Annotated in this window: 12 protein-coding genes; all 12 read left to right on the top strand. The window is 63.4% G+C overall.

Annotated features, from left to right (window positions below):
- Nucleotides 1–17: 17 nt before the first annotated feature.
- Nucleotides 18–1,166, top strand: coding sequence for a UDP-4-amino-4-deoxy-L-arabinose aminotransferase (gene arnB / locus BMW74_RS17425; RefSeq protein WP_093424153.1), 1,149 nt, complete (start codon nt 18–20; stop codon nt 1,164–1,166).
- Nucleotides 1,163–2,182 carry an undecaprenyl-phosphate 4-deoxy-4-formamido-L-arabinose transferase gene (gene arnC, locus BMW74_RS17420; protein ID WP_093424150.1) on the top strand — a complete coding sequence of 340 codons (1,020 nt, stop codon included), beginning with the start codon at nt 1,163–1,165 and terminating at the stop codon, nt 2,180–2,182. Before arnB ends, arnC begins: the two co-directional genes overlap by 4 nt.
- On the top strand, nt 2,179–4,170 hold the full coding sequence (gene arnA / locus BMW74_RS17415; RefSeq protein ID WP_093424146.1) for a bifunctional UDP-4-amino-4-deoxy-L-arabinose formyltransferase/UDP-glucuronic acid oxidase ArnA: 1,992 nt from the start codon (nt 2,179–2,181) through the stop codon (nt 4,168–4,170). The genes arnC and arnA overlap by 4 nt, the downstream gene beginning before the upstream one ends.
- On the top strand, nt 4,170–5,054 hold the full coding sequence (gene arnD / locus BMW74_RS17410; RefSeq protein ID WP_093424142.1) for a 4-deoxy-4-formamido-L-arabinose-phosphoundecaprenol deformylase: 885 nt from the start codon (nt 4,170–4,172) through the stop codon (nt 5,052–5,054). Before arnA ends, arnD begins: the two co-directional genes overlap by 1 nt.
- Nucleotides 5,051–6,700, top strand: a complete 1,650-nt coding sequence (arnT, locus tag BMW74_RS17405; protein WP_093424138.1) for a lipid IV(A) 4-amino-4-deoxy-L-arabinosyltransferase — start codon at nt 5,051–5,053, stop codon at nt 6,698–6,700. Before arnD ends, arnT begins: the two co-directional genes overlap by 4 nt.
- Complete coding sequence (gene arnE / locus BMW74_RS17400) at nt 6,697–7,041, top strand: 4-amino-4-deoxy-L-arabinose-phosphoundecaprenol flippase subunit ArnE (protein WP_093424133.1); 345 nt, start codon at nt 6,697–6,699, stop codon at nt 7,039–7,041. Before arnT ends, arnE begins: the two co-directional genes overlap by 4 nt.
- The gene (arnF, locus tag BMW74_RS17395; RefSeq protein ID WP_093424128.1) at nt 7,038–7,445 is read left to right on the top strand and encodes a 4-amino-4-deoxy-L-arabinose-phosphoundecaprenol flippase subunit ArnF; all 408 of its coding nucleotides are present in this window, start codon (nt 7,038–7,040) and stop codon (nt 7,443–7,445) included. Before arnE ends, arnF begins: the two co-directional genes overlap by 4 nt.
- Nucleotides 7,442–8,824, top strand: a complete 1,383-nt coding sequence (locus tag BMW74_RS17390) for a UDP-glucose dehydrogenase family protein (RefSeq protein ID WP_093424123.1) — start codon at nt 7,442–7,444, stop codon at nt 8,822–8,824. The genes arnF and BMW74_RS17390 overlap by 4 nt, the downstream gene beginning before the upstream one ends.
- A gap of 8 nt (nt 8,825–8,832) precedes the next feature.
- The gene (locus tag BMW74_RS17385) at nt 8,833–10,428 is read left to right on the top strand and encodes a glycosyltransferase family 39 protein (RefSeq protein ID WP_093424119.1); all 1,596 of its coding nucleotides are present in this window, start codon (nt 8,833–8,835) and stop codon (nt 10,426–10,428) included.
- Between the two features lie 476 nt (nt 10,429–10,904).
- On the top strand, nt 10,905–12,080 hold the full coding sequence (locus BMW74_RS17380; protein WP_093424116.1) for an MFS transporter: 1,176 nt from the start codon (nt 10,905–10,907) through the stop codon (nt 12,078–12,080).
- A gap of 158 nt (nt 12,081–12,238) precedes the next feature.
- On the top strand, nt 12,239–12,952 hold the full coding sequence (locus tag BMW74_RS17375; protein WP_093424112.1) for an HPP family protein: 714 nt from the start codon (nt 12,239–12,241) through the stop codon (nt 12,950–12,952).
- 194 nt (nt 12,953–13,146) lie between these two features.
- Nucleotides 13,147–14,253, top strand: coding sequence for an enoyl-CoA hydratase/isomerase family protein (locus BMW74_RS17370; RefSeq protein ID WP_093424109.1), 1,107 nt, complete (start codon nt 13,147–13,149; stop codon nt 14,251–14,253).

Raw genomic sequence — 14,253 nt, 5'->3', positions numbered from 1 at the left:
ACTGACCCGAGGTCCACATGAACCAGGCTTTTCTCCCCTTCTCACGTCCCACGATTGGCGACGAGGAGATGGCTGCCGTCGAGCAAGTACTGCGCTCGGGCTGGATTACTACCGGACCCAAAAACCAGGAACTTGAGCAACAGTTCGCCGCCTACGTCGGTTGCAAGCATGCAGTTGCCTTGTCCTCGGCCACGGGCGGCATGCACATCACCCTGCTGGCATTGGGCATCGGCCCCGGCGATGAGGTGATTACACCGTCCCAGACCTGGGTCTCCACTGCCAACATGATCTGCCTGCTCGGGGCCACGCCGGTGTTCGTCGATGTCGATCGCGACACGTTGATGACCGACGCCGCGACGATTGAGGCCGCGATCACCCCACGGACCAAGGCCATCATCCCGGTGCACTATGCCGGTGCCGCCTTCGACCTCGATCCGCTGTACGCCCTGGCCGACAAACACGGGATCGCCGTGATCGAAGACGCCGCCCACGCTGCCGGCACTCGCTATCGCGGGCGCGCTATCGGTGCCCAGGGCACGGCGATCTTTTCGTTCCATGCGATCAAGAACATGACCTGCGCCGAAGGGGCGATGTTCGTCACCGACGACCAGAAACTCGCGGATCGGGTGCGCATGCTCAAGTTCCACGGCCTGGGTGTCGACGCCTACGACCGCTTGACTGGCGGTCGCAAGCCCCAGGCCCAGGTGATCGAGCCCGGGTTCAAGTACAACCTGGCCGACATCAACGCTGCCATTGCCCTGGTGCAGTTGCAGCGCCTGGACGCGATCAACGCCAAGCGCACCGAGCTTGCCCAGGCCTATCTGCAACGCTTCGAAGGCCTGCCCGTGCAGCCACTGAGCGTACCGGCCTACCCGCAACAGCACGCCTGGCACCTGTTCATCCTGCGCATCGACGAACAACGCTGCGGCATGGACCGCGAGGCCTTCATGAAAGCCTTGCAGGAGCAAAACATCGGCACCGGCATTCACTTCATCGCCACGCACCTGCACACCTATTACCGTCAACGCTTCCCGGGCGTCCACCTGCCCAATACCGAATGGAACTCGGCACGCCTGTGTTCGATACCGCTGTTCCCTGACATGACGACCAATGACGTCGAGCGCGTCGTTGGTGCCATTGAACAAATCCTGGACCCAAGCCATTGAAGCCTTATCCGATTAATTGCGTGTCGATCGTCATCCCGGTCTACAACGAAGAACAAAGCCTGCCGGAACTGCTGCGCCGCACTGAAGCGGCCTGCAAGCAGCTCAAGCAAGCCTATGAAATCGTCCTGGTCGACGACGGCAGCCGCGACAGCTCGGCGCAGCAACTCGAAGACGCCGCGGCGCGCGAAGGCAGCCATATTGTCGCCGTCATCCTCAACCGCAACTATGGCCAGCACGCGGCAATCATGGCCGGCTTCGAGCAGTGCAAGGGCGACGTGGTGATCACCCTCGACGCCGACCTGCAGAACCCGCCGGAAGAAATCCCGCGCCTGGTCGAACAAGCGGAGCTGGGCTACGACGTGGTCGCCACGGTGCGTAACAATCGCCAGGACTCGGCCTTGCGTCGCTACCCCTCGAAACTGATCAACATGGCCGTGCAGCGCTCCACCGGCGTGGCCATGAGCGACTATGGCTGCATGCTGCGCGCCTACCGCCGCACCGTGGTCGACGCAATGCTGGCCTGCCGCGAGCGCAGCACCTTCATCCCGATCCTGGCCAACAGCTTTGCCCGTCACACCACCGAGATCCTGGTGCAGCACGCCGAGCGCGAGCACGGTGACTCCAAATACAGCCCGATGCGCCTGATCAACCTGATGTTCGACTTGATCACGTGCATGACCACCACCCCGCTGCGCCTGCTGAGCATCATCGGTTTCAGCATGGCAGCGCTGGGCGCCCTGTTCGCGGTCTTGCTGGTCGTCCTGCGCCTGGCCTTCGGTGCCCAGTGGGCAGGCGGTGGCACCTTCGTCCTGTTCGCGGTGCTGTTCGTGTTCACCGGTGGCCAGTTCATCGGCATGGGCCTGCTGGGTGAGTACCTGGGCCGCATGTACGGCGACGTCCGGGCCCGCCCACGGTTCTTCATCGAAAAAGTCTTACGCAACGACCCCGCTACCCCTGCTCCCGTTGTCATTGTCGACGGTCTGCCTTCCACCACTACTGATCAGGTTTCGCCATGAGTTCTAAAGCCGTTGTTTTCGCCTACCACGATATTGGCTGTGCAGGCATCGAAGCACTGCTCAACGCAGGCATCGAGATTGCTGCCGTGTTCACCCACGCCGACGATCCGAAGGAAAACACCTTCTACGGCTCGGTCGCCCAACTCTGTGCCCATAAAGGCATTGCGGTGCACGCACCGGAAGACGCCAACCACCCGCTGTGGATCGAGCGCATTGCCAAGCTCAACCCCGACTACCTGTTCTCGTTCTACTACCGCAACCTGCTGACCGAACCCCTGCTGGCCGTTGCCCGCAAAGGCGCGTTCAACCTGCACGGTTCCCTGCTGCCGACCTACCGCGGTCGCGCCCCGGCGAACTGGGTGCTGGTGAACGGTGAGAAAGAAACCGGCGTGACCCTGCACCGCATGGTCAAGCGTGCCGATGCCGGCGCCATCGTGGCCCAGCAACGCGTGGCCATCGAGCGCTCCGACACCGCCCTGACCCTGCACGGCAAGCTGCGCGACGCGGCCAGCAACCTGCTGCGCGACACCCTGCCGCAACTGATCGAGGGCAAGATCACCGAGACTGCCCAGGACGAATCCAAGGCCAGCGTATACGGCCGTCGCACCCCTGCCGATGGCAAGCTGCTGTGGAACAAGCCTGCCGAAACCCTGTTCAACCTGGTTCGCGCGGTGACTCAACCCTACCCCGGGGCATTCTGCGCCGTGGGCGAGCACAAGCTGATTGTCTGGAGCGCCGAAGTCGCCAAGGGCAATGAAGGCCTGGCTCCAGGCCGGGTGATCAGCGTCGATCCGCTGCGCATCGCCTGTGGCGAAGACTCGCTGGTGATCACCTCGGGCCAACGCAACGACAACGGCCTGTTCCTGCGCGGTCCGCAACTGGCGGCCGAACTGGGCCTGGTCGATGGCTCCGTACTGCGTGGCGCTGAATCGGGCCGCGCCCCGCGTCGCACCCGCGTGCTGATCCTCGGCGTCAACGGCTTCATCGGCAACCACCTGTCCGAGCGCCTGCTGCGCGACGGCAAGTACGACGTGTATGGCCTGGACATCGGTTCCGACGCCATCGAGCGCCTGCGCAGCCACCCCAACTTCCACTACGTGGAAGGCGACATCAGCATCCACTCCGAGTGGATCGAGTACCACATCAAGAAGTGCGACGTGGTCCTGCCGCTGGTGGCCATCGCCACCCCGATCGAATACACCCGCAACCCGTTGCGCGTGTTCGAGCTGGACTTCGAAGAAAACCTGAAGCTGGTGCGCTACTGCGTCAAGTACAACAAGCGCGTGATCTTCCCGTCGACCTCCGAAGTGTATGGCATGTGCCAGGACAAGAACTTCGACGAAGACACCTCGAACCTGATCGTCGGGCCGATCAACAAGCAGCGCTGGATCTACTCGGTCTCCAAGCAACTGCTGGACCGCGTGATCTGGGCCTACGGCGCCAAGGGCCTGAACTTCACCCTGTTCCGTCCGTTCAACTGGATGGGCCCACGCCTGGACCGCCTGGACTCGGCCCGTATCGGCAGCTCGCGCGCTATCACCCAGTTGATCCTCAACCTGGTGGAAGGTACGCCCATCCGCCTGTTCGACGGGGGTGAGCAGAAGCGTTGCTTCACCGACATCGCCGACGGCATCGAAGCCCTGGCACGCATCGTCGACAACGACAACGACGCCTGCAACGGCCAGATCATCAACATCGGCAACCCGGACAACGAAGCCAGCATCCGTCAGTTGGGCGAAGAGCTGCTGCGTCAGTTCGAAGCCCACCCACTGCGCGCCAACTTCCCGCCGTTCGCCGGTTTCCGCGATGTCGAGAGCAAGGCGTTCTACGGTGCCGGTTACCAGGACGTGGAACACCGCAAGCCAAGCATCCAGAACGCCAAGCGCCTGCTGAACTGGGAGCCCACCGTGGAAATGAGCGAGACCATCGGCAACACGCTGGACTTCTTCTTGCGCGAGGCCATGCTCGAAATCGCGGACAAGCGCTAATGCAGGCAGGTCTACGCATCGATGTCGACACCTACCGAGGCACCCGCGAGGGGGTGCCCCGGCTGTTGGAAATGCTCGATGAAGCACAGGTCAAGGCGACGTTTTTCTTCAGCGTCGGCCCGGACAACATGGGGCGCCACTTGTGGCGCCTGATCCGCCCCCAATTTCTCTGGAAGATGCTGCGTTCCAATGCTGCCGGCCTGTACGGCTGGGACATTCTGCTGGCCGGCACCGCCTGGCCGGGCAAACCCATTGGCCGCGACCTCGGGCACTTGATGCGCCAGGCTGCCGCTGCCGGCCACGAAGTCGGCCTGCACGCCTGGGATCACCATGGCTGGCAGGCCAATGCCGGGCGCTGGAGCGATGCGCAGTTGTGCGAACAGATGCGCCGGGGGGTCGACACCCTCAGCGATATCCTCGGCCAATCCATTGACTGTTCGGCGTCTGCCGGCTGGCGAGCGGATGAGCGCGTCATCGAAGCCAAGGAGCGTTTTGGCTTTCGCTACAACAGTGATTGTCGTGGGCAAAGCCTGTTTGTGCCGCGACTGGCGAACGGCGCGCTTGGCGCACCACAGATTCCGGTCGACTTGCCGACCTTCGATGAAGTGGTGGGTCCGGTGGTCTCCGCCGATGCTTTCAACGCCTACATTCTGGACCGGTTCAGTCCCTCGAAACTGAACGTCTACACCATCCATGCCGAGGTAGAAGGGATTCTGATGGCAGACCATTTCCGTCAATTGCTGGTGGATGCGCGCACGCGTGACATCAAGTTCCAGCCGCTGGGCGCGCTGCTGCCCGCCGACCCGAGCAGCTTGCCTGCCGGCCGTGTGCTGCGCGGTGCCCTCGAAGGCCGTGAAGGCTGGCTGGGAGTGCAAGGCACATGAGTAAGCGCTGGGCCTTGCCCTTATTGTTGATCGCCTTCGCCCTGGCCTACCTGGCGCCGTTGGGCACCCATGGCCTGTGGATCCCGGATGAAACCCGCTACGCCCAGATCAGCCAGGAAATGCTCCTGAGCGGCAACTGGGTGGCGCCGCACTTCATGGGCCTGCGCTACTTCGAGAAGCCCGTTGCCGGCTACTGGATGTTCGCCATCGGCCAGGCGGTGTTCGGTGACAACCTGTTCGGCGTGCGGATTGCCTCGGCACTCGCCACCGGCCTGAGCATCGTCCTGGCCTACCTGATCGCCCGCCGCCTGTGGAACGACCCCCGCAAAAGCATCGCCAGTGCGCTGCTCTACATGAGTCTGGCGGTGGTCGCCGCGCTGGGTGGCTATGGCAACCTCGATCCGCAGTTCACTTTCTGGGTCAACTTGAGTTTCGTCGCCCTGTGGTTTGCCCTGGACAGCCGCACCCGCGGCGGCCGGCTGATCAGTTGGGCGGTGTTGGGCCTGGCCTGCGCGATGGGCTTCATGACCAAGGGCTTTCTCGCCTGGTTGCTGCCGGTGCTGATCGCCCTGCCCTACATGATCTGGCAAAAGCGCTGGCGTGAACTGCTGGTCTACGGACCACTGGCCGTCGCCGTCGCGGTGGTCATCAGCTTGCCGTGGGCACTGGCGGTCCATGCCCAGGAGCCTGACTACTGGCGGTTCTTCTTCTGGCATGAACACATTCGTCGCTTTGCCGGCGACGACGCCCAACACGCCTCGCCCTGGTGGTTCTACCTGCCGCTGCTGGTGGCTTTCAGCTTGCCTTGGGTGGCGTTCCTGCCGACCGCGCTCAAACAGGCCTGGGATAAGCGCCGCCAAGGCAGCACTGGCTTCCTGCTGCTGTGGCTGGTCCTGCCGCTGGCATTCTTCAGCCTGAGCAAAGGCAAACTGCCGGCGTACATCCTGCCGTGCCTGCTCCCGCTGGTACTGCTGATGGCCAACACCCTCGTCGACCGCCTGAACCAGGGTCAAACCCGGTTGTTCAAGGTCAATGGCGGACTGAACCTGGCCATCGGCCTGCTGACGCTGCTGGCGATTGTCTACCTGCAACTGAAAAAGCCGGTGTACGTCGATGAGCTGGGCAGCCTGGTGCTGGTGTTCATCGTGATCATGGGCTGGATCCTGGCCAACCTGATGCAGCTTGTACGGCCGCGGAGTGCCTGGGCCGCACCGGCCATTGGCAGCCTGTTGCTGGTGGCGATCCTGCCGGCCGCCCTGCCTCATGCGACGGTGTACAACAAGACGCCGGACCAGTTTGTCCTGGAACACCTCGACGAACTGAGCCAGGCCAAGAGCCTGTTGAGCAACGACCTGGGCGCCGCCTCGGCCCTGGCCTGGCGCCTGCAACGTCCGCAGGTGGCGCTCTACAACACCATCGGCGAAGTGAAGTACGGCCTGTCCTACCCGGATGCCGCCGCACGCCGCGTCGACACCGAGCACGTCCAGCAATGGATGAGCGAAGCACGCAAGAGCGGCCCGGTAGGCGTGGTGATGCGGGTCAAGGGCGACGATGAAGTGCGCGAAGTCGAACTGCTGCCCAACGAGGGCAAGCGTTACGAGCGCGGCAACATGGTCATCCTGATCATCCCGCAGAGCGCGCCATGACCTGGGCCTTGTTGCTGGGCGCGTGCCTGCTCACCTGCCTGGGCCAGGTCGCCCAAAAGTACGCCGTTGAAAGCTGGCGCGGGGTGGACTCGGGCTGGGCCACGAAATTGCGCTCGCCCTGGTTGTGGTTGGCCCTGGCCAGCCTGGGCGTGGGCCTGCTGGTCTGGTTGCTGGTGTTGCAGCGCCTGGAAGTCGGGATCGCCTACCCAATGCTCAGCCTCAACTTTGTGCTGATCACCCTGGTGGCCCGCTTCGTGTTCCATGAAACGATCGATCGCCGGCACTGGATCGGTGTGGCGCTGGTGATTGCCGGTGTCGTGCTATTGGGGCGTCACGCATGAACCCGCGTCGTGGAATCGGTTTTGCCATGGGCAGCGTGCTACTGGTCAGTAGCGCCCAACTGGGCATGCGCTGGAGCATGAGCCACCTGCCCCAGCCGGATCAGTGGCTGGCGGCCCTGGGCAACGGCACGGTGGATTGGCTGGCACTGGGTGTGGTCATGCTGTCGATCTTCGCCTACGCGCTGTCAATGCTGTGCTGGTTGATGGCCCTGCGGGACCTGCCACTGGGCCGCGCTTACTCACTGTTGAGCATCAGCTACGCGCTGGTGTACCTGCTGGCGGCCAGCCTGCCGCTGTTCAACGAATCGTTCAGTTTGTACAAAACCCTGGGCGTGGCATTGGTCATGCTGGGGGTGATCACCATCAACTCATCACGTACACCTTGTCCTCGAGACTCCGTATGAAAATCAGCGTAATTGGTAGCGGTTATGTAGGCCTGGTTCAAGCAACTGTCCTGGCCGAAGTCGGTCACGACGTTGTGTGCATGGACGTCGATCAGAACAAGATCAAGTTGCTGCAAAAGGGCCACGTCACCATCTTCGAGCCCGGTCTTGAGACCATGGTCAAGGAGAACCTGGAAAGCGGACGCTTGCAGTTCACCAGTGACGAGAAAATGGCCATCGAGCACGGCCAGGTGCTGTTCATCGCCGTGGGCACGCCGTCGGATGAAGATGGCTCGGCTGACCTCAAGTATGTGTTGTCGGTGGGCGATGCGGTTGCCCGTCACCGGGTCGAACCGTTGATCCTGGTGGAGAAGTCCACCGTCCCGGTCGGCACCGGCGACACCCTGTGCGCGTACATCCAGCAAGCCCTGGACAGCGCCGGTCGGCACCTTGAGTTCGATATCGTCTCCAACCCCGAATTCCTCAAGGAAGGCTCGGCGGTCGCCGACTGCCGTCGTCCGGACCGCATCGTGATCGGCTGCGAGCGCGAAGAAGTGCGCGAGGTCATGCGTGATCTCTACGCGCCTTTCAACCGCAACCACGACCGCATCATCTTCATGGACCTGCGCAGCGCCGAACTGACCAAGTACGCCGCCAACTGCATGCTGGCCACCAAGATCAGCTTCATCAACCAGATCGCCGAACTGGCCGAACACCTGGGCGCCGACATCGAAGCCGTACGCATGGGCATCGGTGCGGACCAACGCATCGGCTACCACTTCATCTACCCGGGTTGCGGCTATGGCGGCTCGTGCTTCCCCAAGGACATGCGTGCGCTGATCCATAGCGCCCAGGCTGCCAACTGCTCCAGCGACCTGCTGCAAGCGGTCGAAGCGATCAACCAGCGCCAGAAGCACAAGCTGTTCGAGCGCATCAACGCGTTCTACAAGGGTGACCTGCGGGGCAAGACCTTCGCCCTGTGGGGCCTGGCCTTCAAGCCCAACACCGACGACATGCGCGACGCCCCAAGCCGGGTGTTGATGGAGGCCCTGTGGGCCGCCGGTGCGCAAGTGCGGGCGTTTGACCCTGAAGCCATGCAGGAAACCCAACGCCTGTACCCAGACCAGCCGAACCTGTCGCTGATGGGGACCCCGGAAGCAGCCCTCGTGGGCGCGGATGCCTTGATCGTCTGCACCGAATGGCAGCAGTTCAAGGCCCCGGACTTCAAGATCATCGAGTCGCGCCTCAAGGCCCCGGTGATCTTTGACGGTCGCAACCTCTACGACACCGAGCGCATGGCGCGGGCCGGCTTCACCTACTTTCCGATGGGCCGTGGTGAATCCCACAACCTGCCGGTTTCCCAGCACCCACAAGGGCTATCCCCAACCGTCGTCGCCTAGGAGGCTGCGTGTCCCCATCTTCATCGACAAGGATTGCCCAGCATTCGCTCGCCTTGGGCGTGCTGGCGCTGTTGCTGTTTTGCGCCGGGGTCTACCAGCAGACCGCGATTGGCTTCGATACCCGCTTCGTGCTGTTTGCCGAGGAAATGCTGCGCCATGGGCCGGGATTCTTCCCCACCACCTATGGCCAGCCCTACGCCGACTACTGGGCGACGTCGACCGTCTTTACCTGGCTGCTGTCGCTGCCGTTCGGCCAGGTCAACGCATTGACCGCCTGGCTACCCAGCGCACTGGCCTCGGCCGTGATCGTGACACTGATGTACCGCCTGGTCGCGCCCTACTCCCGGACCTGGGCGCTGATCAGCATCGCCCTGCTGCTGCTGTCCAACACCTTCATCACCGAAACCCGCGCCGTGTCCCTCGACCAGATGGTCGCGGCCGTGACCTTCTCGGTGTTCTACCTGGGCTATGCCGCCGACCACTTCCAGGCACCGCGCCGCCTGCCATTGATTCTCGCGCTGCTGGTGCTGGGCTTCGCGATTCGCGGGCCGATTGGCCTGGTGGTGCCGACGGGCGTGCTGTGCAGCTATTACCTGCTCACGGGGCAGTGGCGACGGATGATCGTGTTCGGGGTGCTGGCGGCCGTGTTGCTGGCCGCCGGGATCGGCCTGCTGCTCTGGCTGGCCAAGGTCAGTGGCGGCGAGACCTTCGTCCAGGACGTGATCCGCATGCAGTTCATGGGCCGCCTGGATGGCCGCGAAGGCGCGAGTGACACGCTGTATTACTTCACCAGTTCCATGGGCAACTATGCGCTGGCCTATCCACTGGCGGTGCTGGTACTGGCCGTGGTGCTGCTGGTGGGGCGCAAAGACCGCGGGCCGGCACTGCGCCTGCTGGCGTTGTGCACCGCAGCCGGACTGATCATCATGATCGGCTTGTCGATCCCCATGGCGAAAAAAGCCCGCTACATGCTACCGATGCTGCCCATGGCGGCGATCATCGCGGCATACCCGTTCCAAGGCGCCCAAGGCCGGGCGCTGCAGGGGCTGCGCGTACTGATGCAAGCGTTGTGGCTGCTGCTGCCGGGGCTGTTGATCGTGGGTTTAGTGGTGGCCAAGCGGCGCTTTCCCGAGTACCTCGGTTCTGTCACGGCGGTGATGGTCGTGCTCGGCGTGTTGCAGGTCATCGCACTGGGGATGCTGTTCAAGCCCCGCGTGCGCGCCGTGGGCCTGGCATTCAGCGCCGTGCTCGGGGTGTGGTCGGCCTACATCCTGGTGTTCGAGCCGGTGCAGCACGCCCTGTACGACACCCGCACCTTCAGCCGCGCCGCCTTCGCGCTGATCCAGAAGGACCCGGCCCCCGTGGTGCTGCATGCCATGGGCAAGGACGCCAAGGCCATCAAGTTCATGGTCAACCTCGACCAGGACCTGCAACCGCAGTTCACCCATTCGCTGCAGGACCTGCAAGCCCTGGCGGGACCGGTGTGGCTGATCATGGACGACAGCCAGTTCCAGGCCCTGAAGTCGTCACCCCTGGGCACGCTGCAACCGGCGCTGGTCGGCAACTTCGATAAAGACCGCTACGTGCTGCTGCGCTTGCCGTGAACCACCGGGGCCTGCCGTTTTCGCGAGCAGGCTCGCTCCCACCCTGGTCCACGGCGAACACACATCCGGGGTGCAGCTCAACGCCTTGTAGGAGCGAGGCTTGCCCTAATGCCAGTCAGTTAAGGCGCCAAACCTGTGGGAGCGAGCCTGCTCGCGAAGACGGCAACACAGCCAACATCTCCGTTGACTGACCTACTGCTATCGCGAGCAGGCTCGCTCCCACGTGGGTTTCGCTTAACTGACTGGCATTAAGGCTTGCCCGCGAAGGCGGTAAGCCTGGCGACATCGATGTTGAATGGGCTGGCCTCTTCGCGGGCAAGCCTCGCTCCTACGGGCTCAACCCAGATTCCTGCGGGAGCGAGACTGGCTTGTCGGCGATGGCGCCAGGTCAGTCAATAATCCCCCATCCGCCCAAGACAAACCCCAACCGCCTGTGCACACTGACCACTGATTCGGATAAGGACATCGACACGCCCGTGGCCACTTACTCGCCCCTGATTCGCAGGCTGCTGCTCAGCTCCCTGACCATGGTCATCAGCCGGGCCCTGATCAGCCCGCTGCTGACCCTGTTCCTCAGCCGGCAACTGGGCCTGGATACCCAGGACGTTGGCCTGTTGCTGGGCATCTGCGTCTTCACCGCGACGCTGCTGGCGCTGTACGGCGGTTACATCGTCGACCGGCTGGACAAGCGCCGCCTGCTGGTGCTGAGCATGCTCTCGACCGCCATCGGCATGGTGCTACTGAGTTTCGCCCACAACCTGTACCTGGCCACCTTGACCCTGATCGTCACGGAGACCGCCACGGCGTTGTTCCTGATCGGCTCCAAGGCGATGCTCAGCGAGCACCTGCCGGTGGCCCAGCGCGCCAAGGCCTTCTCGTTGAACTACACCCTGAGCAATATTGGCTACTCCTTCGGCCCGATGCTCGGCGTGACGATTGCCGGAGCGCAGACTCAAGCGCCATTTCTGGTGTCCGGGGTGATTGCGCTATTGAGCATGTGTGCCCTCACCACGCTGCCCAAGACCGCCAAGAACGCGGCCGGCCCCGCGCCGGCGTCCTTCATCAAGACCCTGGTCACCCTCAAGAGCGACCGCACGCTCATCCTGTTCACCGTCGGCTGCTTGCTCAGCACCGTGGTCCATGGCCGTTTCACCCTGTACCTGTCGCAATACCTGCTGGTCACTCAGGACGAAGCCGTCGCCCTGCAAACCATGGCCGCGATCATGGCCTGCAACGCGATCACCGTCATCGTGTTGCAGTATCAGGTCGGCCGCCTCCTCAAGCGCGAACACCTGCGCTACTGGATTGCGCTGGGGACGGCCCTGTTCATTGTCGGGCTGATCGGCTTCAGCCTTGCCCAGAACCTGGTGCACTGGTGCCTGGCGATGTTCATCTTCACCCTGGGCGAGATGATCATCTACCCGGCCGAGTTCCTGTTCGTCGACACCCTGGCGCCCGAGCCACTGCGTGGCAGCTACTACGGCGCGCAAAACCTCGCCGCCCTGGGCGGCGCGGCCAGCCCGGTGATTTGTGGCTTCCTGCTGGCCCACACCCCGGCCGCCAGCATGTTCTATGCGCTGGCCGCGCTGGCCGCCATGGGTGGCGCCCTGTGTTTTTTCAGTGGGCGTCGCGTCATCAAGCATCAAAATTAGTGAACTTAAAGCGCATTAATATGAATTTGTAAGTGGATCGTTTGCTCGGCACACTGCGCGCCGTTCCTCCCCCAAATGTTGGAACCGTTAAAGGGCTTTCTGCTCACCCAGACGAGCCCTTCTTTTTGCCTGCCCTTTGTCCCGGAACCCTGCCTGTCATGCTTGAACGCTGGATCCCCGCCGCCATCAACACCCGCCCCAGCGAATGGAGTCGCGCCGCCATCGGTATGTCCCTGGGCACCCTGCTCAGCGTCTGGCTCTGCGCCCAGGTCTTTGGCATGGACATCGCCCTGCACCTGATCGGCCCACTGGGCGCCTCGGCGGTGCTGCTGTTTGCGGTGTCATCCGGGGCCCTGGCACAACCCTGGTCGATCCTCGGTGGGTATCTGTGCGCGAGCGTGATGGCGTTGCTGGTGGCCCACCTGATCGGTCGCACCCTGGGCAGCGCCTGCCTGGCGGCCGGCCTTGGCCTGATATTGATGTGCTGGCTACGCTGCCTGCATCCACCGGCCGGGGCGTTGGGCTTGCTGCTGGTGTTGGCGGACCCGACGACCGTCGCCCTGGACTGGCGGGTCCTGGGCCCGGTGATGCTCGCCGCCGCCGTGTTGCTGTTGTCTGCCCTGGCGTACAACAACCTGACGCGGGTCCGCTACCCCAAGGGGCCCAGCGAGCCGGTGCCCATGGTGCCCGCGGAGCAACGGCCCATGGACCCCCACGCGATCACGGCCGAGGACCTCAAGCTGGCCCTGGCGGACATGCAGGCGTTTTTCGATGTCACCCCCGAAGACCTCGAACAGTTGATCCACGCCAGCGAACTGCACGCCAGGCGCCGCAGCATCGGCCAAGTGCTGGCCGAGCGGGTTGAGCGCTAGGCCACGCCGACCAAAGCCCCCCCTGTAGCAGCTAATGCTGTTCACTTAAGCTCGGCACGGGCAACATCTTCACTGCAAAAATGCACACCAGACCTGCATCTATCCCGGTTGTACATCGCAAATTTGCGCTGTTACGATCCGGGATCGTTCGCGTGCGAACACCTTTAAAGAACAATAAAAGCAGGGAGTTAGTGATGACTGCTCAGGTTTCATCCCAGGCTGTCCACGGCGCTGACGCCGCAGCCAATGACGTACTGACCCAGGTACGCAATCACATCGGCCACCTGACCCTCAATCGTCCCGCCGGGCTCAACGCCCTGACCCTGGAGATGGTCCGCCATCTGCACCAGCAGTTGGACGCCTGGGCCAAGGACCCCGAGGTGCACGCGGTGGTCCTGCGTGGCGCGGGTGAGAAGGCGTTCTGTGCCGGTGGCGACATCCGCTCGCTCTACGACAGCTTCAAAAGCGGCGACACGCTGCATGAAACGTTCTTCGTCGAGGAGTACGCCCTCGACCTGGCCATCCACCATTACCGTAAACCCGTACTGGCGCTGATGGACGGCTATGTCCTCGGTGGCGGCATGGGCCTGGTACAGGGCGCCGACCTGCGGGTCGTCACCGAGCGCAGCCGCCTGGCGATGCCGGAAGTGGGCATCGGTTACTTCCCGGATGTCGGCGGCAGCTACTTCCTGTCACGCATCCCTGGCGAACTGGGGATTTACCTGGGGGTCAGCGGCGTGCAGGTTCGCGCCGCCGACGCCCTGTACTGCGGCCTGGCCGACTGGTACCTGGACAGCGCCAAGCTGGCCGAACTGGACCAGGGCCTCGATCAGCTCGTATGGCACGACACCCCGCTCAAGGACCTGCAAGGCCTGCTGGCGAAAATGGCCGTGCAGCAACTGCCCAACGCCCCGCTGGATGCATTGCGCCCGGCCATCGACCATTTCTTCGCCCTGCCCGATGTACCGAGTATCGTTGAGCAACTGCGCAGCGTGACGGTCGCCGACAGCCACGACTGGGCGCTGGCCACCGCGGACCTGCTGGAGAGTCGCTCGCCCCTGGCGATGGCGGTCACCCTGGAGATGCTGCGCCGCGGTCGGCAACTGCCGTTGGAACACTGTTTTGCCCTGGAGCTGCACCTGGACCGTCAATGGTTCGAGCGTGGCGACCTGATCGAAGGCGTGCGTGCCTTGCTCATCGACAAGGACAAGGCCCCGCGCTGGAATCCGCCCACCGTACAGGCGCTGGACGCCAGGCACGTGGCAAGCTTCTTCGACGGTTTTGAACAGAGCGGGAGCTGA

It is taken from the genome of Pseudomonas sp. ok272 (assembly GCF_900109995.1).
In the GTDB taxonomy this organism is placed as follows: Bacteria; Pseudomonadota; Gammaproteobacteria; order Pseudomonadales; family Pseudomonadaceae; genus Aquipseudomonas.
Note: the sequence above shows the minus strand (reverse complement) of the source record. Positions and strands in the feature narration are given on the sequence as shown.